The organism is Salinisphaera sp. T31B1, assembly GCF_040361275.1.
GTDB lineage: Bacteria > Pseudomonadota > Gammaproteobacteria > Nevskiales > Salinisphaeraceae > Salinisphaera.
Genome location: NZ_APNH01000004.1, coordinates 13,846 through 34,355, shown reverse-complemented (window position 1 = coordinate 34,355; position 20,510 = coordinate 13,846). Strand labels below are relative to the sequence as shown.

Annotated in this window: 22 protein-coding genes; 7 read left to right on the top strand and 15 right to left on the bottom strand. The window is 64.8% G+C overall.

What is annotated here, in order from left to right; genetic code table 11:
• Window positions 1-213 precede the first annotated feature (213 nt).
• The 3 genes from T31B1_RS14905 to T31B1_RS14895 all read left to right on the top strand — a co-directional run bounded on the left by T31B1_RS14905 (window position 214) and on the right by T31B1_RS14895 (window position 2,071).
• Entirely contained in the window at window positions 214-906 is a 693-nt protein-coding gene (locus T31B1_RS14905) for a YoaK family protein (protein ID WP_353250321.1), read from the top strand.
• A gap of 56 nt (window positions 907-962) precedes the next feature.
• On the top strand, window positions 963-1,355 hold the full coding sequence (locus T31B1_RS14900; RefSeq protein WP_353250320.1) for an acyl-CoA thioesterase: 393 nt from the start codon (window positions 963-965) through the stop codon (window positions 1,353-1,355).
• A 374-nt stretch (window positions 1,356-1,729) separates the two neighbouring features.
• Window positions 1,730-2,071 (top strand): c-type cytochrome, encoded by a 342-nt coding sequence (locus tag T31B1_RS14895; protein ID WP_353250319.1) that lies wholly within the window; start codon window positions 1,730-1,732, stop codon window positions 2,069-2,071.
• A 76-nt stretch (window positions 2,072-2,147) separates the two neighbouring features.
• Here T31B1_RS14895 and T31B1_RS14890 read toward each other — a convergent pair whose 3' ends face one another.
• From T31B1_RS14890 to T31B1_RS14875, 4 genes are all read right to left on the bottom strand, one after another.
• Entirely contained in the window at window positions 2,148-3,227 is a 1,080-nt protein-coding gene (locus tag T31B1_RS14890) for an AbrB family transcriptional regulator (protein ID WP_353250318.1), read from the bottom strand.
• Between the two features lie 36 nt (window positions 3,228-3,263).
• Window positions 3,264-3,581 (bottom strand): DUF1244 domain-containing protein, encoded by a 318-nt coding sequence (locus T31B1_RS14885; protein ID WP_353250317.1) that lies wholly within the window; start codon window positions 3,579-3,581, stop codon window positions 3,264-3,266.
• 158 nt (window positions 3,582-3,739) lie between these two features.
• Window positions 3,740-4,621 (bottom strand): mechanosensitive ion channel family protein, encoded by an 882-nt coding sequence (locus T31B1_RS14880; RefSeq protein WP_353250316.1) that lies wholly within the window; start codon window positions 4,619-4,621, stop codon window positions 3,740-3,742.
• A 156-nt stretch (window positions 4,622-4,777) separates the two neighbouring features.
• Window positions 4,778-5,170: a DUF2784 domain-containing protein gene (locus T31B1_RS14875; RefSeq protein ID WP_353250315.1), complete on the bottom strand. Its 393-nt coding sequence runs from the start codon at window positions 5,168-5,170 to the stop codon at window positions 4,778-4,780.
• Window positions 5,171-5,242: 72 nt separating this feature from the next.
• Between T31B1_RS14875 and T31B1_RS14870 the strand changes: the two genes are divergently transcribed.
• Window positions 5,243-6,427, top strand: a complete 1,185-nt coding sequence (locus T31B1_RS14870; RefSeq protein ID WP_353250314.1) for a VanZ family protein — start codon at window positions 5,243-5,245, stop codon at window positions 6,425-6,427.
• Window positions 6,428-6,550: 123 nt separating this feature from the next.
• On the opposite strand, the gene T31B1_RS14865 is transcribed toward T31B1_RS14870, so the two are convergent.
• Genes T31B1_RS14865 through T31B1_RS14855 form a run of 3 tightly spaced genes read right to left on the bottom strand, consistent with a single transcriptional unit; the run spans window position 6,551 to window position 8,366 of the window.
• Window positions 6,551-6,841, bottom strand: coding sequence for a hypothetical protein (locus tag T31B1_RS14865; protein ID WP_353250313.1), 291 nt, complete (start codon window positions 6,839-6,841; stop codon window positions 6,551-6,553).
• A 32-nt stretch (window positions 6,842-6,873) separates the two neighbouring features.
• A complete protein-coding gene (locus T31B1_RS14860; RefSeq protein ID WP_353250312.1) occupies window positions 6,874-7,176 on the bottom strand; it encodes a DUF3144 domain-containing protein in 303 nt (100 codons plus the stop codon).
• On the bottom strand, window positions 7,173-8,366 hold the full coding sequence (locus T31B1_RS14855) for a DUF72 domain-containing protein (protein ID WP_353250311.1): 1,194 nt from the start codon (window positions 8,364-8,366) through the stop codon (window positions 7,173-7,175). Before T31B1_RS14855 ends, T31B1_RS14860 begins: the two co-directional genes overlap by 4 nt.
• Window positions 8,367-8,658: 292 nt before the next feature.
• Between T31B1_RS14855 and T31B1_RS14850 the strand changes: the two genes are divergently transcribed.
• Window positions 8,659-10,275 carry a BCCT family transporter gene (locus T31B1_RS14850; protein ID WP_353250310.1) on the top strand — a complete coding sequence of 539 codons (1,617 nt, stop codon included), beginning with the start codon at window positions 8,659-8,661 and terminating at the stop codon, window positions 10,273-10,275.
• Between the two features lie 311 nt (window positions 10,276-10,586).
• Window positions 10,587-11,795, top strand: a complete 1,209-nt coding sequence (locus T31B1_RS14845; protein WP_353250309.1) for an MFS transporter — start codon at window positions 10,587-10,589, stop codon at window positions 11,793-11,795.
• A 68-nt stretch (window positions 11,796-11,863) separates the two neighbouring features.
• Here the strand turns inward: T31B1_RS14845 and T31B1_RS14840 are convergent, their stop codons facing one another.
• From T31B1_RS14840 to T31B1_RS14830, 3 genes are all read right to left on the bottom strand, one after another.
• Window positions 11,864-12,811 carry a pirin family protein gene (locus T31B1_RS14840; protein ID WP_353250308.1) on the bottom strand — a complete coding sequence of 316 codons (948 nt, stop codon included), beginning with the start codon at window positions 12,809-12,811 and terminating at the stop codon, window positions 11,864-11,866.
• Between the two features lie 166 nt (window positions 12,812-12,977).
• Entirely contained in the window at window positions 12,978-13,601 is a 624-nt protein-coding gene (ycaC, locus tag T31B1_RS14835) for an isochorismate family cysteine hydrolase YcaC (RefSeq protein ID WP_353250307.1), read from the bottom strand.
• 92 nt (window positions 13,602-13,693) lie between these two features.
• Window positions 13,694-14,560: a pirin family protein gene (locus tag T31B1_RS14830; RefSeq protein WP_353250306.1), complete on the bottom strand. Its 867-nt coding sequence runs from the start codon at window positions 14,558-14,560 to the stop codon at window positions 13,694-13,696.
• A 119-nt stretch (window positions 14,561-14,679) separates the two neighbouring features.
• On the opposite strand from T31B1_RS14830, the gene T31B1_RS14825 reads away from it, so the two are divergent.
• Window positions 14,680-15,621, top strand: a complete 942-nt coding sequence (locus tag T31B1_RS14825; protein WP_353250305.1) for a LysR substrate-binding domain-containing protein — start codon at window positions 14,680-14,682, stop codon at window positions 15,619-15,621.
• A gap of 14 nt (window positions 15,622-15,635) precedes the next feature.
• Here the strand turns inward: T31B1_RS14825 and T31B1_RS14820 are convergent, their stop codons facing one another.
• From T31B1_RS14820 to T31B1_RS14800, 5 genes are all read right to left on the bottom strand, one after another.
• Window positions 15,636-16,349, bottom strand: coding sequence for a PA1136 family autoinducer-binding transcriptional regulator (locus tag T31B1_RS14820; RefSeq protein WP_353250304.1), 714 nt, complete (start codon window positions 16,347-16,349; stop codon window positions 15,636-15,638).
• Entirely contained in the window at window positions 16,346-17,203 is an 858-nt protein-coding gene (gene hchA / locus T31B1_RS14815) for a glyoxalase III HchA (protein ID WP_353250303.1), read from the bottom strand. Before hchA ends, T31B1_RS14820 begins: the two co-directional genes overlap by 4 nt.
• Before the next feature lie 75 nt (window positions 17,204-17,278).
• On the bottom strand, window positions 17,279-17,770 hold the full coding sequence (locus T31B1_RS14810; protein ID WP_353250302.1) for a hypothetical protein: 492 nt from the start codon (window positions 17,768-17,770) through the stop codon (window positions 17,279-17,281).
• A 163-nt stretch (window positions 17,771-17,933) separates the two neighbouring features.
• Window positions 17,934-19,172 (bottom strand): alpha/beta fold hydrolase, encoded by a 1,239-nt coding sequence (locus T31B1_RS14805; protein WP_353250301.1) that lies wholly within the window; start codon window positions 19,170-19,172, stop codon window positions 17,934-17,936.
• A complete protein-coding gene (locus T31B1_RS14800; RefSeq protein ID WP_353250300.1) occupies window positions 19,172-20,503 on the bottom strand; it encodes an MFS transporter in 1,332 nt (443 codons plus the stop codon). Before T31B1_RS14800 ends, T31B1_RS14805 begins: the two co-directional genes overlap by 1 nt.
• Window positions 20,504-20,510: the final 7 nt, after the last annotated feature.

Sequence of the window (20,510 nt, the reverse complement as noted above, 5' to 3'; positions counted from 1 at the left end):
AGGCCGAATGCGGTCGCCGCGCCCAGCACCGGCACATAGCGCGTCCATCCGCGGTCGCGCGGCACGAGGCTCTGGCCACCGCGCCCGACACCGGCTCGTGGACAACGGCGCGAGGGATCCGGACCGGCCGAACGGCCCGATGGAACGATATGACCCGCGCCGAGTCCGCGCGGCCGTTAACATCGGCCGTCATTCGTCGACCACTGCCGTGTCTTGATCAACCATCGTCGCCGCGACCGCGTGATCGCCGCCGGACTCACCCTGCTCGCCGGCTATGTGGATGCCCTGGGGTTTCTCACGCTCGGCGGATATTTCCTGTCGTTCATGAGCGGCAATTCGACCCGGCTGGGCGTGGGGTTCGTTGACAGCCTGGCGGCGGCGGCCCTGCCGCTGGCACTGATTGGGCTGTTCGTGACCGGCGTGATCCTCGGTTCCTTGGTCGGACGCGTGGCGCGGCACCGTCGTCGCACGGCGGTCGTGGCGCTGGTGGCCGCCCTGCTCGCGCTCGGCGCCGCCGGCCAGACGGTCGGGCTGACCTGGGCGGCCATCGCCCCCATGGCGCTTGCCATGGGGGCCGAAAACGCGGTGTTCGAGCGCAACGGCGAGGTGAGCATCGGCCTGACCTATATGACCGGTACGCTGGTCAAACTCGGGCAACGTGTCACCGATGCCCTGCTCGGCGGACAACGCTGGGCCTGGTGCTGGTATCTGCTGCTGTGGTCTGCGCTTGTCGCGGGCACGGTCATCGGCGCGTTCGTGCATCATCACGTGGGCCTGGCCGGCCTGTGGCCAGCAGCCATCGCCGCTGCTCTGCTCGCCTGGACGCTGGACCGTTTCGCGGCCGAACGGCCGACGCCAAGCGGCACCGTCTACGGGCCGGCGTGCGGCTCCGATCGGCACAAGTAGGACATGAGGCCAGGCGCATGGCTGTATTAGGCTGAGCCATTTGCCGGAGACATCGAATGAATTTCCACACCCGCAAATGGATCAAGCCGGAGGATCTCAATCCCAACGGAACCTTGTTCGGCGGCAGTCTGCTGCGCTGGATCGACGAGGAGGCCGCGATCTACGCGATCATCCAGCTCGAGAATTCGCGGATCGTCACCAAATACATCTCGGAAATCAATTTCGTGTCCACCGCCGTGCAGTCGGACGTCATCGAACTCGGCATCATGGCCACACGATTCGGCACCACGTCGCTGACCATGTGTGCCCAGGTGCGCAACAAGATCACCCGCAAGTCGATCCTCACCATCGACGAGATCGTGTTCGTGAGTGTCGACGAACAGGGCCAGCCCAAGCCCCATGGCAAGACTGAAATCAGCTATGCCAAGGATCGTCTCGACGAGTCGTGAGCCGCCCCGGTCGTCCGCGCTCCAGATCGGGCGACCGGTACGGGCCGGGGCTCGGGTTGATGTCCTGCATAGATAACCGTCACCGCGCAGGCGAGCGACGATGCCATCGAGGGCGTTCCGACGTCGCGGTCAACCAAACCGGCGGGTTGGGCGATACGGCCGGTGCGTCGTTTGCGCCGCGGATGTATCGGTCATGGACGACCGCACATCGGCCGAGCCGCTCATAGGCCCAGCGTCCAGATAACCCGGTCGGGTCGCGGCTTTCTGCGACAACATGTCACAGGCGCCTTTCTTCGATCGTTGCTACATTGCCGACCACGCTCGCGACGACATTCGCGGCCGTGACGCATATAAAAACAATCGAGGACAACGGCATGTTTACTCATCCTGTCTTGCTACGGCGCCGCATCGCGCTCGGCGTCGGTGCCCTGCTCGCGGTCGGCGCGCTCTCGGCACAGGCCGATGACGTATCCGGCGAGAAGGTGTTCAACCAGGTGTGTACCGCCTGCCACACGTCGGGCGTGCTACAGGCTCCCAAGGTGGACGACAAGGCAGCCTGGGCGAGCCGTATCTCGGAACAGGGCAAGCCGTTGCTCTACAAACGCGCGATCGAAGGCTATAACAACATGCCGCCCAAAGGCGGCAACAGCACGTTGAGCAACGCCGAGGTCAAGGCGGCCGTGGATTACATGATCGAGACCTCGGGCGCCGGTTGAGCCGCTCATACGGCTGAATCGCCCGCCGGGCAGCCCGCGGGTCGTTCGTTACATCCTCGGCGTCGGCACGGCGGGATCAGCGCTCGGCGGGTTCCGAGGTATAGCCTGCCCAGCGTGTCATCAGCCGAGCCAGTGGCGGGCCGGTGACCATCACCGCAAGAAAGCGCGCCAGCTGCATCGCCATGACATAAGCGACGTCGACGTGGGTGGCACTGGCGATGATCGCAACGGTATCGGCCCCGCCCGGGCTGGTCGCCAGATACGCCGTCAGCGGATCGACCCCGGCCAGGCGCACCATCAGGTAGGCGATGCCGCCGCAGACCAGAATCAGCAACGCGATCGCCCCGGTGATCGCGGGCAGCGCCCGCAGCGCGTGAGCGAGCGTCTGGCGGGTGAAACGCAGCCCGATGCCCCAGCCGACCAGGGTGAAGCTGAGCGCGAGCAGCGGCTCGGGCAGCGTGATCGTCACCAGACCTGTGTCCTGGGCGAACGCGCCGATGACGATGGCCACGATGAGCGGAGCGGCCGGCATGCTTAGACGCCGGCCCACGAGATAGGCGCTGACACACAGCGCCAGGCTGGCGATCAACGACATCGCCGGCAACGGCTCGACCCAGGCAGCGAACCCGCTGGGCGTACGCCTATCCGGAGCGGCGAATGCCCCGAGAATGGAAGCGGCCGTCGCCACGATCACCACGCGCAGATACTGCATGAAGGCAACCAGGCGTTCATCGGCACCATAGGCCGGCGACATCAGCACCATGGCCACCGCTGCCCCCGGCGACGTGCCCCAGAGCGCGGTCGGGCCTGGCAGCACCTGCCAGCGCATGAGCAGCCAGCCGATCGCCAGACTCACTGCGATCACCGACACCACGCCGGCGGCGAATACCGGCCACTCGTGGCCGATCTCGGCAAGGATCGGCCAGGTGATGGTACGAGCGATCATCAATCCGATCACCGCCTGGGCGGCGTCGAACGCGCGCGGGGACAGGGCCGGCCCGCCCACGCTCATTGCCAGCGTCGCCGCCACGATCATCGGGCCCAGCAGAAAACCCGCCGGCAGGCCGAACGCGGTCAGCGCTGCTCCGGCAATGGCCGATCCGAACACAAGAGTTGGCCAGCGCGTGCCACCTCGGGTCACGCCTGTGTCGGTCACGAGCTTGCGAACATCGATCGCACGGGCGCCGGGCCGTTAATTGCCGCCAGTCGTGTCGGCATGACCGGGGCGGCTGGCCTCGAACGCCTGTTGCTGCGCCGGGGTGGCCTCGTTCTGATAACGCGCCTTCCATTGATCGTAGGGCATGCCGTAGATGTGTTCGCGCGCCTGCTCGTAGTCCATGGCCACCCCGCGGTGCTCGGCCTCGGCCCGGTACCATTTCGACAGACAGTTGCGACAAAATCCGGCCAGGTTCATCAGATCGATGTTCTGTACGTCGGTACGCGTCTGAAGATGCTTGATCAAACCGCGAAACGCTGCGGCCTCGGCTTGGATACGGGTTTGTTCATCCATGAGAATCAACCTTGGCTGTACGGCAACTGGCAAAGCGAATCAGTGTACTAGGCATCGGCCACCCGCGGCGCTCGACCACCGGCCCGATGCGGCGTTTTAACAAGGCTACCCGCAACGGGCCATAGCGCCCGCAACGCGCTGGATGCGGCGCGCGACGGCTAGTCCGTGGACTGGTCGCCGGGCGCGCCCGTGCCGGCTGGTTTCGCGTAGCTCAACGTCCGCTGTGGGAACGGAATATCGATGCCCTGGGCGTCGAAACGCTGCTTGACCCGGCGCAGCAGGTCGCAGTACATCACCACCGCATCGGCTGAGTTACTGGCCCAGGCCCAGACCGTGAGCATCACTGCCGAATCGCCGAGCTCGGTCACACGGGCGACCACCGGCGGTTCGCCGTTGGCGATTTGGGTAGGGTTACGTGCATCGATATGCAGCGGGTGACGTTCGACCTCTTCGACCAGGATCGCCAGCGCCGTGTCGATATCGCTGTCATAGCCGATTCCGATCTCCAGCTTCTTGCACATCCGAGGATCGGTGTGGTGTGCGTTGACCAGCGCATTGCTCGAGACGATGGAATTCGGGATCACGATCCGATTGTTCTCGACATCCCGCAGCACGATCTGGCGCAGGTTCATGTCTTCCACCACACCGGTGAGGCCGTTGACCGTGATGCGATCGCGCAACCGGAACGGCTTGAACACGACGATCAGTACACCGCTCATGACGTTCGACAGCACCTGCTGGGACGCCAGACCTGCGACCAGCGTCAACACGCCGGCACCGGCCAGCATGGAATGCCCCAGGACCTCGAACTTCGGAATCTGGGCGAGCGCACAGCCGATGCCCACCAGATAGACCCCGCCGGAGACGATCCTTCGGGCGAACAGCAGCCCGGTGGGATCGTAGCTGGTATCGCGCATGGCGCGCCGGATTGCGCGCATCATGAGCAGGCGTACCGTGCTCGCCACCACAATCGTGATGAGCAGAATGACCGATATCGCGGCCAGCGTGCGCGCATCGCCCAGAAAATGTGTCTCGACCATCTACGAGCTTCCTGACAAGTCGGTTCGACGCGCCCGCCGGTTTCCGCCCGGTGCCGCGTCGCGAGCCTGGATTATCGTCGCTACCATCGGCCGTGCGATACCCCTGGCGCAACAAATGCGGCTTGCCATCGGCAATTGCCGCCTGGCGCCAGAAGCTCAATCGGCGTCTTTGTGCCGGCGTCTTCGTGCGCCCGCACGACGCACGACCAATTGACCATAGATCCCCGTATTCAGAATCAGAAGCGCTAGCGCGATCGCCAGCTGGTGATCTCGAGTCAGCCCTTGCGGGTAGATTACCGCGACAAGATAGTGATCGATGAACCCACCGGCATAGCCCTGCTGCCCGGCGTTGTCGCGCAGCCACTGTTCCAACGGCGTCAGCGGGCACAGCCGGCCGGTGAGCGAAACGACCAGCCCCCAGGTCAGAGCCGGCAGGTGCAACCACGTCAGCCGGGGCCAGGCCAACGCGGCCAGCCCACCGAACGCCACCCAGCCGATGAACAGCAGATGCACCACCAGCACCGCATCGGCCGCAATCGCATATACCATGGCGGCTCCGTTATCGTTGCGCCTCTCGCCACGCTCCATTTCCGGCCCGATCGCCATGATGCCACCCTGCCCATGATCCGCGCATTCGCCTGGATGGCCGTGTTGTCGGCGGGTTTCATCGTGTACGGGTCGCTGTTTCCCTTCGAACCTCGCGCCGACGGTGCGCTGAGCGCTGCGCATCTCCTGGCCACGATCGGTCACCCAGTCGATTCGCTGCCCAATCTGCTCAGCAACATCGTGTTCTACATGCCGCTGGGCGTATTCACCGCCCTGGCGTGCCGGGCATCCCGGCCCATATGGCAGCTGATCGCGATCACAGCGCTTGGCGCGGCGCTCAGCCTGACGATGGAACTGGCCCAGCTTCACGTAGCCGGACGACTGAGCACCTTTGCCGATATCTATCCGAACACCGTGGGTACTTTCGCCGGCGTCGTCGTGGCGATCTTGGTGCGTCCATGGGCCGTGCACCGCGGGGCAAGCCCTGCCGGGCCGCTCGCACCCATACCGATATTCCTGCTCGCGGTGTTCCTGGCCTACCGGCTGTTTCCTTATGTACCGAGTCTGGATCTTCACGCGTACTGGCGCGCGGTACAGCCTCTGATCGTAGCTCCGGACATCCGGGCACTCGCAATATGCCGATACGGGGTCATGTGGTTCGCGGTCGCCGCACTGCTGGCCCGGATTGCACTGCCCGTGCGTATTCCCCTGCTGTCGCTCTGGGCGATGGGCGCGGTCTGGGCGGCCAAGATCGTGCTCACCGGCAGCCATCTCGGCGCCAGCGAGGTGATCGGCGGGCTGATCGCGCTGCTCGCATGGCAGTTCGTCAGCCGCCTCGGTACGCGTACCGAGGCGGGGGTGCTGGCCCTGGCACTGGCCGCCTGGATCGTCGCCGCACGCCTGCAGCCCTTCATATTCGATACCCAGGCCCGGGCATTCGGCTGGGTACCGTTCGCTGCCCTGCTGAACGGCTCGATGTCGATCAATCTGCTGTCGCTGCTGGAAAAGAGCTTTCTGTACGGCACTCTGATGTGGACGTTGGTGCAGCTCGGCATGCGCTGGTCGATCGCTGCAATGGGGCTGGCCTTGTCACTCGGCCTGCTGGGATGGGCACAGACTCATATTCCCGGCCGGTCGGCGGATATCACCGATGCCGCGATCGCGGTCGCGATGGCCGTGCTGCTCGCGCTGCTGGCCCGCCCGGACGCCATGCCCGGGCTGCAAGAGGGCCAGCCTCCGCGAGCCGATCCGCGCAGCTAGACCGGGTATCCCGCAGCGGATCCGCCGATGCCCGTACCGACCACCGATCACGATCGATAGATGCTCCCGCGGGAACCGGCGTATCGGCTCGGCAACGGCGCCGACCCGGCGCATCGCGCCGGTTTACGCGAGCGCGTCGGGAAAGTGTCGCTGGACCCAGTCTTCGAAAACCGCGGGTTCGTGGCAGACCACACACGTGCTGGCTGACGGCTCGTAAAGCGCCAGAGCGGCCTGACGATCCAGCCGCTCACGCAGCAACGCCAGCTTGCCGATCAGCCAGTTCATCGGCGGCGCTGTCCCGTAGGTATGCGCCTGTCTGAAACGGGCGAAATCGTCTGCATCGACCCGTCCGGTATTGGACAGACGCGCATCGAAATCGGCGTTGAAACGGACCTCGGTAGCCGACGATCGCACGGCCGGGTTTCGGCGGAACACCCCCGGCGCGGCTAGCTCTGTTCCCGGTCCCGGCCGGTATAGCGATCGAAATGCTGACAGCACTCATCGAAATGGTCTTCGAACATCTTCCGGTACTGGGCGGCAAAATATTCCACCGCGTTGTCGCGTTCCTCGACCATCTGTTCAGCGCTTTCCGACGAGGCCGCGACCTGGAAGGCATTGAAACGGGCCGCTGCATACATCGCCGAGGCGCTCACCTGGCCAGTAGGCGTGTCCTTCGATTGCCGGTTCAGCAGATCGATCACCGCATCGGCTCGTGTTCGAAAGGCTGGCGAAAGACTCTGTCCACTCATGCATTCATCCCGTCGAATTCATTATCGCCGGCGCAGCATAACGAATTCGCCCGTGCGCGCCATGCCGATGCGCGGGTATTGCCAGCCACCGGCATGCCCCGGACACGCCTGCTATCAGCCGGGCCCGTGCAGCGGCCCCACGTGCATGCATACGCCGCCTCAGGCTGGCCGGCGGCTTGGCAGACCGCTCGGGCCAGCTCGCCGACCGATCGCGGTGCACAGCCTTCGGCTTTGTTGTTGATCGTGACATACACCGGCTGTCCCGCGCCGACGGTTCCGGCCATCACGCGCGCGAGTACGGTGCGCGTGTGCGGATCCGGGTCGATCAACTGGTCGAACGGCGCATAGTCGGCGCGCGCGCTTTCGTAACCGAAGGCGCCGTGGCGCGGATTGAGATTCCAGCGGCACACGAACGGCCCCGGCCAGAGCGCGCGAAGGATCGGCAACTGGGCATCGATCGGCGGCATTTTCGGATGCAGGCCAAGACAGTACGTAGCCCCGGCCTGCTTCAGAGCCGCTACGAACGGCCGCCCCAGCCATTCCGGATCGCGGACCTCCACGGCCAGCACGGCGCGGGCATTTGCCCCGAGCCCGTCGGCCGCACGTGCCAGCAACCCGCGCAGGCGATCGATGAGTGCATCCATGTCATTCAGCCAGCGCCGGGGCAGCGGGCTGATCTGGAAGACCAGCACGCCGAGCCGATCACCGAGCCCCGCGCTGGCCGGCTCGACGAATGCACGCCAGGCCAGATCGGCGTCCAGAAAATCCGGGTTGGCGGCCCGAGCACGTCCGCCGGTGGTACGTATCAGGCCATCGGTCACCTGGGCCGGTGCTTTCACCATGAAACGAAACGAGTCCGGCACCTGCTCGCCCAGGTGTGCGTACTCGCCAGCGCTCAGGGCACGGTAAAAGCCGCGATCCAGCCCGACCGTGCCGAGCAGCGGATGCCGGGCATAGGCTGCAAGGCCCTCGCGCGACAAGCGCTTGGCATTGTAGGGCCGGTCCCATACCAGCCCGGCCCAGCCGGGAAAGTGCCACGACGACGTACCCAGGCGCAGGCCGTCCGGCAGCGCACGGGCCAGCCGATGCACGTCGGCCTCCCATGCCGCGGCCTGCACGCCGAGCGCCGCCTCAAAAGAGCCGAAAAGCGCGCCGGTACGCGGTGAGTTGTCGCTGTATCGTCTGTTCATGTACCGGGTTCATCCTAACGTTTGTCGCGGCGACCGTCGCCTATCGTTTGACAGCCCCGACCGCGCTACCGCCTTGTCTGCGCTCCTGATTTCAAGATTCTTCGACACCGCTGACGACTCCGCGCCAGGGCAGGATGGCGCCGCCCGCTCCTGCCGCCGCGTTTTGACAGGCATTCGGTAGCTGCCTAGGCTCTGGCTTCGAAGAACTGCGATTACTGCGTCTTGAGCCCCCGGGGAGCCATCGTCGGGAGGCTCGACGCGCGCGCGGCCGTTTTGTCCAAGGGGGACACGAATGAATACGACTGAACGAATCGACGAGCTCGAAGAACGCTACGATTTCGACTACGAAATCGGCGAAGACAACATCCACCCGCTCGGACTGGACCTTCACAATCCGGTCTTTATCTGGAGTGCGCTGCTGATCCTGGTGTTTGTCGTCGGCTCCATGATCTTTCCCGAAGTCGCCAAGACCGGGCTGTCCGGCGCCCGGGATTGGGTGATCAACAGCTTCGACTGGCTGTTCCTGGTATCCGGCAACATCTTCGTGCTGTTCTGTCTTGCCCTGATCTGCCTGCCCTATGGCCGCGTACGCCTGGGCGGCGAAGACGCCGAGCCCGAGTTCTCGCGCATGTCCTGGTTCGCGATGCTGTTCGCCGCCGGCATGGGTATCGGGCTGATGTTCTGGAGCGTGGCCGAGCCGGTCGGCTATTTCACCGAATGGTCGGGCACGCCGCTTAATATTTCCGGCGGCGACCAGGCCTCCAAGACCGCCGCCATGGGCGCGGTGATGTACCACTGGGCACTGCACCCCTGGGCGATCTACGGCGTGGTCGCACTGTCGCTGGCATTCTTTGCCTATAACAAGGGCATGCCGCTGTCGATCCGCTCGACGTTCTACCCGCTGTTCGGCGAGCGCGTCTGGGGCACGCTCGGCAACATCATCGACACGCTGGCCGTGCTCGCCACGATCTTCGGTCTGGCGACATCGCTGGGCTTCGGCGCCCAGCAGGCCGCCGGCGGCATCGAGTTCCTGTTCGGCATTCCCGCCAACCTGCCGCTGGAGATCGGCATCATCGCCGGGGTGACCGCGGTGGCGCTGGTATCGGTGCTGCGCGGCATCGACGGCGGCGTGAAGCTGCTGAGCAACATCAACATGGGTCTGGCCGGACTGCTGCTGCTGTTCGTGATCGTTGCCGGATCGGTATTCGCATTCGCCGGCAACCTGCTCACCACCTTCGGCGGCTATGCCGAATATCTGTTGCCGCTGAGCAACCCGATCGGCCGCGAAGACCAGACCTTCTATCACTCGTGGACGATCTTCTACTGGGCCTGGTGGATATCCTGGTCGCCGTTCGTGGGCATGTTCATCGCCCGTGTCTCACGCGGTCGCACCGTGCGCGAATTCCTCACCGCCGTGCTTATCGTGCCCATGGTCGTGACCGGCATCTGGATGACCGCCTTCGGCGGGGTCGGTGTCGATCAGGCGCTCAACGGCGTGGGATCACTCGCCGGCGGCATTCAGGATTCGTCGCTCACCTTGTTCCGCATGCTCGAAAACATGCCGCTGACGAGCATCACCTCGTTCCTGGCGATCGTGCTGGTACTGGTGTTCTTCATCACCTCGTCGGATTCCGGTTCGCTGGTGATCGACACCATCACCGCCGGCGGCAAGACCGAAGCGCCGGCCGCCCAACGCGTGTTCTGGTGCGCCGCCGAGGGCTTCATTGCCGCGGCGCTGCTGGTGGTCGGCGGCTCGGACGCATTGTCGGCGCTGCAGGCGGCCTCGGTGACCACCGGGCTGCCGTTTACCTTCGTGCTTCTGCTGATGTGCTATTCGCTGCTCAAGGGCATTCGTCACGAGTACAAGCTGCTGAAGCTGGTCGACAAGAAACAGGCCCGCACGGCCTGAGCCGGATACACGTTCGGCAACCGGACAAGGGCAGGTGCCGTGCACCTGCCCTTTTTCGTGCGTGCATGCCCCGGCTGACCGGGCAGGCCGGCCCGCCTTGCCCGGTTGTCGCAGTGCGGGATGGACGCGGGGCTGCGGCGTACGGCATAACAGCCGTTTACCGTGAACACCTCACGCATGCATCCAGCGTCGGGAAGCGCTCGGTCCGCGACACGTTCGGTCGCCAGGGCCGGCGAACCATCTGACCCCGTGCCGGTGGTCGTCTCGAGGGGCGGGCCGGGCGGCGCCTTGGCCACCTGTTCGGGCGCTCCATGAATTCGAAGACCGCGAACAGCGAGGGCGGCGCGGCTGCGAGTTGGGCACTCGCCGCGGCCCAGCTCGTCTCCTGGGGTTCGATCTATTATTCGTTTTCGCTGCTGGTGGTGCCCATGGAGCAGACCATGGGCTGGCCGCGTACGACCACCAACGCGGCATTGTCGCTCGGACTGCTCGTCTCCGGCCTGGCCGCCTTTCCGATCGGCACATGGATCGACCGCGGCCACGGGCGGACCGTCATGCTCGCCGGCTCGCTGCTGGGCGCCGCCATGCTGCTGCTGTGGTCCCAGGCGCATGCGCTGTGGGTGCTGTTCGTGGTGTGGATCGGGCTCGGATGTGCCCTGGCCGCAGTTCTCTACGACCCGGTCTTCGCCATCGTCACACGTGCCTATCCGAATACGTATCGGTCCAAGATCACACTGATCACCCTCGTCGGCGGTTTCGCCAGTACCGTATTCATACCGCTGACCCAGGCATTGATCGACCTGTGGGGCTGGCGCGGCTGCCTGGTGGTGTTGGCGGGCGTGAACCTCGCATTCTGCGTGCCGGTTCATGCACGGGCCATCGGCCCGGCGGTGGCACGGTCCGCGGACGACCGTCAGACCCAGGAGTCCGTGGCCCGATCGGCGACCGCTCGGGCCCTGCGTACGCCCATCTTCTGGTCGCTGGCCGTGTGTTTCACCGCCTATTACGCCACCCTCGCCACGTTGACGTTCCATCTGGTTCCGCTGTTGCTCGAACGGCAGGTCGCGATGGGCTGGGTATTGACGATCATGGCCACCATCGGTCCCGCCCAGGTGGCCGCACGCGGGCTCTGGTTCGCTCTTGGGCGGCGCGCGCGCCCGGCGGTGATCGGGCTGGCGGTCACCGGCGCAGTGCCGGTCGCCATCGTCATCCTCCTTTGTGCCGGCACATCGGCCGCGGCACTGCTGCTGTTCGCCGCCCTGTTCGGCGGTGCGAACGGCATGATGACCATCCTGCGCGGCACGATCGTCCAGGAGGTCATGTGGACCGAAGGCTACGGCTCGATCAGCGGCCTGCTATCCGCGCCGTCGAACATCGCCAAGGGCATCGCGCCCATTTCAGCGGCCGCCCTCTGGGCCGTGCAACAGGACTATGCGCCGGTCGAGTGGACGATGCTGGCGATCTCGCTGGTCTGCTTTGCAGCGTTCGCCCTTGCCATGCGCTGCGCCGTACGCGATTGACGCGCCCGCCCTGCGTCCGCAGGCCGCGCCGGCTTCGCGCGATCCAGCCTCGCCAGTGGCCGTGTCGATCAGCGCCGCGTGCGCCACGGAATCGGCGGGGGCATCAAGCGCGGTCCATCGAAACCGCGGACATCGCCGAACCGGTCGTCGTGCAGTTCCCACTGTCGCTGGGCCCGGGCAATGTCCTCGCGGCTGTGGCCAACGAAGTTCCACCAGATGAAGATATCGTCATCAAGCGGCTCGCCGCCCAGAACAAGCACGCGCGCGCCGGGCGCCAACTCGATCGTGATCCGCTCTTGGCCCCCGCCGAGATAAGCCAGCTCGTTGGGCTCGAACGAATCCCGACCGATCGCTGCTCGACCTTCGAGTACGAGCACGCCGTATTCGTAGCTTGCCTGAAGCCCGATCTGGACGCTGGTCTCGGCGGCTGCGAACAGGTCAGCCCCAACCAGCGGCGAAAAAGCCAACGTGGGTGCAGCGTGGCCGTGCAAACGCCCGACCAGCAAGACGATCTCCGCCCCCTGCTCCTGCCAGCGCGGCAGATCGGGATAGTGGTCGAAACGAGGCACGGTATTGCGATCGGCATACGGCAGAGCGATCCACAGCTGGGCTGCGTGCAGCTCAGACTCCCCGGCCAGCGACGCCTCGGTATGCGCGATGCCGTATCCGGCCGTCATCAGATTGACTTCGCCGGGACGCACGATCTGTTCGCTGCCCAGACTGTCGCGGTGCAGGATCTCGCCGGCCAGCATCCAGGTGAAGGTCTGGAGGCCGGTATGCGGATGCGGGCCCACCTTGAGCCCCTGGCTGTCGGACGAGAACACGGCCGGTCCGGCGTGATCCAGGAAACACCAGGCACCGATCATGCGCCGGCCCCGTTGCGGCATGAGCCGGCTTACGGGAATTCCACCGACGTCCGCGGTTCGTGCTGCCAGATGCTGGATGAGCCGATGCCCATCGGTCACCGGGCATTCGAGAGATTCGTACAAACTGGGATCGGTTTCGGTATTGCTCATGAACGGCTTCCCTGTTGCCGCCGCCGCGCGTATCCAGGGGCGACGTGCTTCATTCTGATCCGGCTTCGACCCGTTCTTCGGCAACCGAGCGGGCCGCGGTACAATCCGGGCCGCCGGCAGACCATGGTACTGCCCTGCCGCCGGTAGGTACCCGTCTCTGCCCTCATCAATCGCCGATCGCCGCGTCGCGGCTCTGAATCAGGTTCGAGTAGTGCGGCAGATGACTGGCCAGAATGCCGCCGAAGCCTTCGATATCGTTGCGCCAATCGCGGTGCAGTTCGCCGGCGACAGAAAACCAGTTCATGAGTTGGACGCCCGCCTGTGCCATACGGTTCCAGGCCGCATCGCGTACGGTTCGGTCGAATGTACCCGAGGCATCGGTAACCACGAACACGTCGTAGCCGGCCTCGATCGCCGACAGGGCCGGGAACGCCACGCAGACGTCGGTGACCACGCCGGCGATCAACAGCTGTTTTCTGCCGGTATCCTGTACCGCCTGTACGAAATCCTCGTTATCCCAGGCGTTGATCTGGCCCGGGCGCGCGATATAGGGCGCGTCAGGAAACGCTTGCTTGAGCTCCGGCACCAGTGGCCCATTCGGCCCATCCTCGAAACTCGTGGTCAGAATCGTCGGCAGTTCGAAGAACTTTGCGATATCGACCAGTGCCAGCACGTTGTTCTTGAACTCGTCCGGGCCGAAATCGCGTACCAGTGAGAGCAGGCCCGCCTGGTGATCGACCAGGAGCAGCGTCACATCGTTCTTGTCGAGTCGTCTGTAGATATAGGACATAGCGCACCTCCGGTGCGGTTGGGGAAGGCAGATCGGGTAACCGCGCCCGACCCGCTGTTCGAGCCTGGATCAGACCATGCGAAACGAACCGCTCACGACGCTTTGCCGAACAGACCCTGCCGAAAACCGTCGATCGATTCGCGGATCTCGCGTTCCGTGTTCATCACGAACGGCCCGTGGCCGACCACGGGCTCGTCGATCGGCGCGCCGGTCAACACCAGCAACTTGGCATCGTTGTTGGCCTCCAGAAGGATGTTTTCGCCTTCGCGCTCGAACACGACCAGCTCGGCATCCCGTACGATCTTGTCGGCGTTGATACCTACCGTGCCGCTGAGCACCACGACCAGGCTCGTGTGCCCTTCCGGGACGGTGAGCGTGGTCGCCCCGTGGCGGCGCATACGCACATCCCATACGTTGATCGGGCTGAACGTGCGCGCCGGACCATGGGCATGCCCATAGTCGCCCGCGATCACCGCCAGCCGTCCGGCGCCTTCGTCGAGTTCGACCGACGGAATGTCTGCCGCCTTGATCGACTGGTAGCCGGGCGCTGCGGCCTTGTTCGCCGCCGCTAGATTCACCCACAGCTGTACCACCTCGAAACGCCCGCCGCGCCGCATGAATGCCGGCGAATGGAACTCCTCGTGGACGATGCCGTTGCCGGCGGTCATCCACTGCACATCGCCCCGGCCGATGATCCCGCCCCCGCCGGACGAATCGCGATGCTCGACTTCGCCGTCGTAGACGATGGTCACGGTCTCGAAACCGCGATGCGGGTGTGCGCCAACGCCGCGGCGCCGATCCGTCGGCGTGAAGTCGTGCGGACCCGCATAATCGAGCATCAGAAACGGCGTCACGTGATGCGCGCCCATCCGATCGTAGGTGAACAGCGAACGTACGGGGAATCCATCGCCGACCCAATGGCCTCGCGGTGCGGTATAGATGCCTGTGACCTGTTTCATGACGATCTCCTGCCGAAGCGGTCGGCCTTGATGATCAATACCGGCTATCCTATGCCTGTAACGCTCGGCCGATTAGAGCGCTAGAATCGAACGCACCGTCTCATCCATGAAACGATCGGATGCAGGACCTCAACGATCTGTTCTACTTCGTTCAAGTGGTCGAGCACGGCGGCTTCGCCGCGGCCGGGCGTGCGATCGGCGTACCGAAATCCAAGCTCAGCCGTCGCCTGGCTCAGTTGGAGACACGGCTGGGCGTGGTACTCATCCATCGCAGCACACGCAGCCTGACCGTGACCGAACTCGGCCAGGCGTATTACGAACATTGCGCGGCGATGCTGGTCGAGGCCCAGGCCGCCCAGGCGACGATCGACCGTTCGATCGCCGAACCGCGCGGGCTGATCCGCGTGAGTTGTCCGCCGGGGCTGTTGTGTTTCGTGGTGGCCGAGTATCTGTCGGCTTTCATGCAACGCTATCCGGGCGTACGGATCGAACTCGAGGCCTCGGGCCGGCGCGTAGACGTCATTCGCGAGGGCTTCGATCTGGCCATCCGCGTTCGCTTCCCGCCGTTTGAAGACAGCGAGCTCAAGGTGCGCATGCTCTCACGCAGTCCCCAGCGGCTCATGGCGGCGCCGTCGTTGTTCGAGCGCTACTGGCAACCCGCGGTGCCGGGCGATCTGCAGGGTCTGCCTTCGCTTGACTGGACGCGGCCCGGGCCCACCCATACGTGGTGCCTGGATGGCCCGGCAGGCACAAGCACGCAAATCGACCATCGGCCACGTCTGGTGACCGACGATCTGATCAGCCTTCGCCGTGCCGCGCTCGCGGGCCTGGGCGTGGTGCAGCTGCCAATGCTGGTCGGCGGTCAGGATATCGCTGCCGGCACGCTCGTGGATGCCCTGCCGGGCTGGACGCCCCGCACGGGCGTGGTTCAGGCCGTCTTCCCATCGCGGCGTGGTTTGCTGCCAGCCGTGCGCCTGCTGATCGACTATCTCGCCGAGCATTTTGCCGATCAGGATTTTCTGACCGATACGCTCGACGGCGATCGTCGCGAACCGGCGTAGGGCCGTCCGCGAGATCAGCTGGCCAGATCGCCGTTGCGTATGGCCACCCGGATCGCCTCCGCGGTGGTGGCGGCGCCCAGACGCTGGCGTATCCGGCGCAGATGATTTTCCACTGTCCGCTCCGACAGACCCAGTGTCGCTGCTACATCGGCCTGGCGTCGCCCGGCAGCGGTCCATGCGAGCACCTGCTTTTCACGATCCGACAGAGGGCCGGTCGACAGCTCGGCCGGCGCTTCGAGCAGGCGACGCGCGGTGACGAATGCCGCGGCCGCCACCATGGAAACGGCCAGGCGAACATGCGCAGACGCATCGATCTGTTCTCCGCCCAGGCTCATTGCACCTTCGAGCCCCCGCGGACCGAACACCGGCACCTGCACGCCGTGAATGCCCGGGCCGCGGGGCCCATCCACCACCCGGAATCGCTCCCCATTGTCGCCGTCGTCCTTTGTCCAGAAAAACGGCTCTCTGGTTTCGAGAACATGTCGCGTCAACGGACAGTGGCGAACATACATGTCGGCGTCGACGGGCTCACCGTTGCCGAACCAATCGCCTTCTACCCAATAAATCTGCTCGACCACTTCGTCCCGTGCGGCGGTCGCCGAAAACAGGACGAAACGGTCGTAGCCGAACGGCGCAGCAAAGCGGCGTACGCCATCCTGGATCGCGGCCAGCGTGCCGCTGCGCTCGATGGCCACGACCGTGTCGAAAGCGCTATCGGCCGGCCTCACCCGTTCGCGACCTCGTCGAGCAGAGCCCGCGCTGCCAGCTTGCCGAGCGCATTACCAGCCAGCGGACTATCACCGGTCAACAGTTTGCGGTCCCGATGGGTCGCCCCCGAAATATCGTCGTTGACGATCTCGAAGCCGAGGTCTTTCAAACGGGCGCCGAATTGCCAGGTCAGGTGACCAGGCATGTAACCCATATCCGGTGTCTTGGCGTCCAACGAATCCGGGAACGCGCAGATACTGTATCCGCGATACATGTCGCTATCGCCGACCGAAAGGAACGCGGCCGGCCCATGGCACAGCGAAATCAGGAATTTGTCGTTGTCATGAGCCCATTCGAGCACGCGCTTGACGTCCGCACTGTCAGGCAAGCCGATCAAGGCACCGTGGCCGCCGGGAATGAAGACCGCGACATAATCGTCGTCCAGCCCCCGTTCGAGCACATCGGCAAGCTTGAGCGGGCGCCGAAAGCGCTCCAGATACTCGTCGAAAAACCCCTGGACTTCGGCGTCCTCCAAGGGCATCGCCCAATGCTCGAACTTCACCGGGTTGCCCGACAGCGTCGCCACATCGAAGACGAACCCGGCCTTATCGAGATGGTACATCGGCACAAGCGTCTCCACGGGATGGTTACCGGTCGAAAACAATGTGCCGTTGGCGGTCGGCAGATATCGCTCGTCCGCACCGATCATCAATACCTTCAAGCGACCGCCCGTATAGGGGTTCGGATAATCGGCACCGTCCAGGTCCGATTTCGGCGTCGTAAACTGGCTCAGCGAATACGGGGAGGGAAAAAAGGCGTTGTGCTCGGCCGGGTCTGGCGTGGGGCGAGTGTCTTCGACCTGAGTATCGGTCATGCGGTTCTCCAGAGAGGATGAAGAATGTCACACCAGTATAGTCGGCGCGCGTACATCTCAAATGAGGCTTTTCCCTCAACGAGAGACGGCCGGCGACACGTCATTCCACCCCGTAGGTTGAGTCTCGCTGGCTCGATCGCTGGCCTGGACAAGCCGCTGACGGACCTCCCCGCACCAGGTCGCAACCGATGACTGGATATTGGCGCGGCAGACCTCGATTGTCGGATAGGCGGCGATCGATGCGTCTTCTTGCCCGTGAAACGCAACCGCCAGCACCGTTCGCTTGTCAGGCGGCATATCCTTGTCCGGCCGCGTGACCACGGCGTCCGTACGTACGCAGCGGCCCGTCAGATCGCGATCCTCAAACGGCTTGTGGGTGAAAGTGTCTGCCAGCTCATTACAGAGAATCGGGTCGTCGGCCATCTCCGGCAGCTGCCATACAGCCGTCGTTGTCGGCTGGCCTGTGTGGTCGACGTCGGCGACCACCACGGTCCACTGGTCGTCGGCCTGTGCCCAACCGGCCACCGACAGACATACAATCCCCAAGACAACTCGCCAGATACTCATGAAGTCTTATTCGCAAAACCTGGCGTGAGCTTACCGTTCTGGCAATCGGGCTTCACGTGCGTTACGAACTGGGCATCGGGCGGGATAGATGGGCGCGACGGACAAACGCAGCCGATAACACGCCGAGAGCGGCTTCGCGCACACCTCCATGATCCAGCGCGCCTCATACCCCCAGGAGGTCGAGTGCGCGGTTGAAGTGCACGGCAAAGCGTGACGGATTCTCCGTCATGGGGAAATGCCCCAGACAGGGCATCGACCAGAACACGGCGCCCGGTATCTTGTCCGCTGTAGCCTGCGACATGGCGGGTGTACAGGAGTAGTCGTATTCGCCGGTCATCATCACTACCGGGCATGCTCGGGTATCGATGGCCGCCACGCGATCGCGGCCGTCCCAGTCGCCTGTATAGAAGTCGATATCGCCGGCAAACGTGGCATAACCGCCCTGTGAATAGCCCCACCAGACTTTCTTTCGACACGCTATGGGGCTTTGCGGCGCCATCAGGCCGTCGACCCACTCGGGAACGAACAGGCTCTGATTGATACGCGGATGCCGGGCCCAGGGCGTGGCTCGACCCGGCACATGATCGCTCGCCTCGCAGGCAATCACGCCCGATAGCCGAGCCGCTGCCCGATAGGCCATCTCGAGACAGATCTCGCCCCCCATCGAAGAGCCGCTGACCACCGGCCGCTGGAGCTTCAGCGCATCCATGACCGCCAGAATGGTCTGCGCATAGCGCTCGGTGGTCAGGGCATAGGCCCCCGGCGCGACGCCTGGCCATGGGTCCGAACGTCCGTGCCCCGGCAGATCGAATGCCGTGAGGCGACAGCGCTGGGTGAGTTGCGTATCGGACATCAAGTCCTGATATTGCCGCCCATCCGCGCCCGCGGTATGCAGCAACAGCACGTCCGGCCCGGTACCGGCCGATTCGTAAAAGACATCCACCGGCTGGCCGTCGATGCCGATCTCGACATAGCCCGCGCGCAGATGCGTTTTAGAACGCCGTGGCGGATCCGGCTCGATGCATGTGCCGCCCAGCGTCTCGCGGCCGATCTCCAGCACCCGCCGCACTAGATGCGCGTGCTGCGCCATGGCCAGCTCGCTGCCTTCGACACGGGCCGAACCCACGCGCATCCGCATGCCGAAGAAGTTCTGATAGGCCGGCGGCGGCACCGGCCGAAAGAACCGCGCCCAGTCGGTCGCGTCGGCCACCAGAGTGAACGCCGGCGCCTCGACACCCTCGCCGCCCGCGTATCGCCCTTCGCGGAAGACAAAAGTTAGCCGCTGGGCACCCGAAGCGACGCAGAACGCGATCTCTGCGGCCGCCGAGAGATCTCTCAGTTCGGCGTCGCTGGCACAGGCGCCATGCCAGCGGCGAGCATGCTCGGCATCGCATGGATACATCACCTGTCGTCCGATGACGAGCTGATCTGCCCGAACTCCAAACGCCGGCCGGGTTGGGTCGCGAAGTACACCGACACGAAGGTCAGCACACTCACGATCACCAGATACGGCGCGAGCGCCTGCGTGGCGCCGACACCGGTGTTGAGCAGATAAGCCATGATCATGGGCGCAAACCCGCCGCCCAGAATCGCCCCGATCTGGTAGCCGAGCGACGCGCCGCTATAGCGAACGGCCGGCGAGAACATCTCGGCGAACAGCGCGGCCATCGGCCCGTACATGAACGGATGCACCAGGCTCAGGCCGATGACCGCCAGTACACCCAGCACCAGAGGCGAGCCACTGGTGGTACTGATCCAGAAGAAGGGATAGGCATAGAGTCCGAACAGCACGGCACCGAACAGAAAGACTCGTCGCCGCCCGAGCCGGTCAGACAGCGCTGCCACCAGCGGAATGGTCACGACCTCGATGGCCGAGGCGATCGCCACGATCGTCAACACCGGGCCGCGAGCCATGCCGAGTGTCTGTGTGGCGTAGGTCAGGATGAACACGGCAAAGAAGTAGAAATTCACGAACGGCGCCAGGCACGCGCCGGCCGCCAGCGCGATATTCAGCGGATGCCGCTTCCAGACATCGATCAGGGGTTGCCGGGATTGCTGCCCGGACTTGCGCACAGCCTCGAACTCGGGCGATTCGGCCATCTTGAGCCGGATGACCAGCCCGAGCACGACCAGCAGCGCGCTGAAGATGAACGGCAAGCGCCAGCCCCAGCTCATGAAATCGTCGGCCGGCAGCAGCGAAAACAGCCCGAAGGCGCCGGTCGCCAGTACGAGGCCCGCCGGGGCTCCGGCCTGGGTCCAGCTCCCGGCCAGTCCGCGCCGGTTGTCTGGGGCGTGCTCTACCGCCATGAGCACGGCCCCGCCCCACTCGCCGCCCACGGCCAGGCCCTGGACGAGCCGGCAGGCCACGAGCAGGGTCGGAGCGAGCAATCCCGCCTGCTCGTAGGTGGGCAGCAGGCCGATCGCGGCCGTTGCGACACCCATGCCAACGAGGCTGTAAATGAGCATTGTCTTGCGCCCGACCCGATCGCCGAAATGCCCGAAGATCAGGCCGCCGATCGGGCGCGCAACGAATCCGGCAGCGAACGCGCCGAACGCGGCGATGGTACCGGCCAGATCCGAGAACTGTGGAAAGAACAGATGGTTGAACACCAGCGCCGAGGCGGTGCCGTAGAGGAAGAAGTCGTAGAACTCTACCGTCGTGCCGATGAAGCTCGCCGTCATGACCCGGCGCATCATCGCCCGGTCGTGCAGCCTGTTGGAGGGTTGACTCACGATCTTG

Bases quoted from the DNA above. Each gene is read 5' to 3' on its own strand.
- T31B1_RS14900 (WP_353250320.1), top strand. From the start codon at position 963: ATGAATTTCCACACCCGCAAATGGATCAAGCCGGAGGATCTCAATCCC.
- T31B1_RS14870 (WP_353250314.1), top strand. From the start codon at position 5,243: ATGATCCGCGCATTCGCCTGGATGGCCGTGTTGTCGGCGGGTTTCATC.
- T31B1_RS14860 (WP_353250312.1), bottom strand. From the start codon at position 7,176: ATGAGTGGACAGAGTCTTTCGCCAGCCTTTCGAACACGAGCCGATGCG.
- T31B1_RS14855 (WP_353250311.1), bottom strand. From the start codon at position 8,366: ATGAACAGACGATACAGCGACAACTCACCGCGTACCGGCGCGCTTTTC.
- T31B1_RS14840 (WP_353250308.1), bottom strand. From the start codon at position 12,811: ATGAGCAATACCGAAACCGATCCCAGTTTGTACGAATCTCTCGAATGC.
- ycaC (WP_353250307.1), bottom strand. From the start codon at position 13,601: ATGTCCTATATCTACAGACGACTCGACAAGAACGATGTGACGCTGCTC.
- T31B1_RS14850 (WP_353250310.1), top strand. From the start codon at position 8,659: ATGAATACGACTGAACGAATCGACGAGCTCGAAGAACGCTACGATTTC.
- T31B1_RS14810 (WP_353250302.1), bottom strand. From the start codon at position 17,770: ATGAGTATCTGGCGAGTTGTCTTGGGGATTGTATGTCTGTCGGTGGCC.
- T31B1_RS14805 (WP_353250301.1), bottom strand. From the start codon at position 19,172: ATGTATCCATGCGATGCCGAGCATGCTCGCCGCTGGCATGGCGCCTGT.
- T31B1_RS14880 (WP_353250316.1), bottom strand. From the start codon at position 4,621: ATGGTCGAGACACATTTTCTGGGCGATGCGCGCACGCTGGCCGCGATA.
- T31B1_RS14895 (WP_353250319.1), top strand. From the start codon at position 1,730: ATGTTTACTCATCCTGTCTTGCTACGGCGCCGCATCGCGCTCGGCGTC.
- T31B1_RS14845 (WP_353250309.1), top strand. From the start codon at position 10,587: ATGAATTCGAAGACCGCGAACAGCGAGGGCGGCGCGGCTGCGAGTTGG.
- hchA (WP_353250303.1), bottom strand. From the start codon at position 17,203: ATGACCGATACTCAGGTCGAAGACACTCGCCCCACGCCAGACCCGGCC.
- T31B1_RS14825 (WP_353250305.1), top strand. From the start codon at position 14,680: ATGCAGGACCTCAACGATCTGTTCTACTTCGTTCAAGTGGTCGAGCAC.
- T31B1_RS14875 (WP_353250315.1), bottom strand. From the start codon at position 5,170: ATGGTATATGCGATTGCGGCCGATGCGGTGCTGGTGGTGCATCTGCTG.
- T31B1_RS14885 (WP_353250317.1), bottom strand. From the start codon at position 3,581: ATGGATGAACAAACCCGTATCCAAGCCGAGGCCGCAGCGTTTCGCGGT.
- T31B1_RS14830 (WP_353250306.1), bottom strand. From the start codon at position 14,560: ATGAAACAGGTCACAGGCATCTATACCGCACCGCGAGGCCATTGGGTC.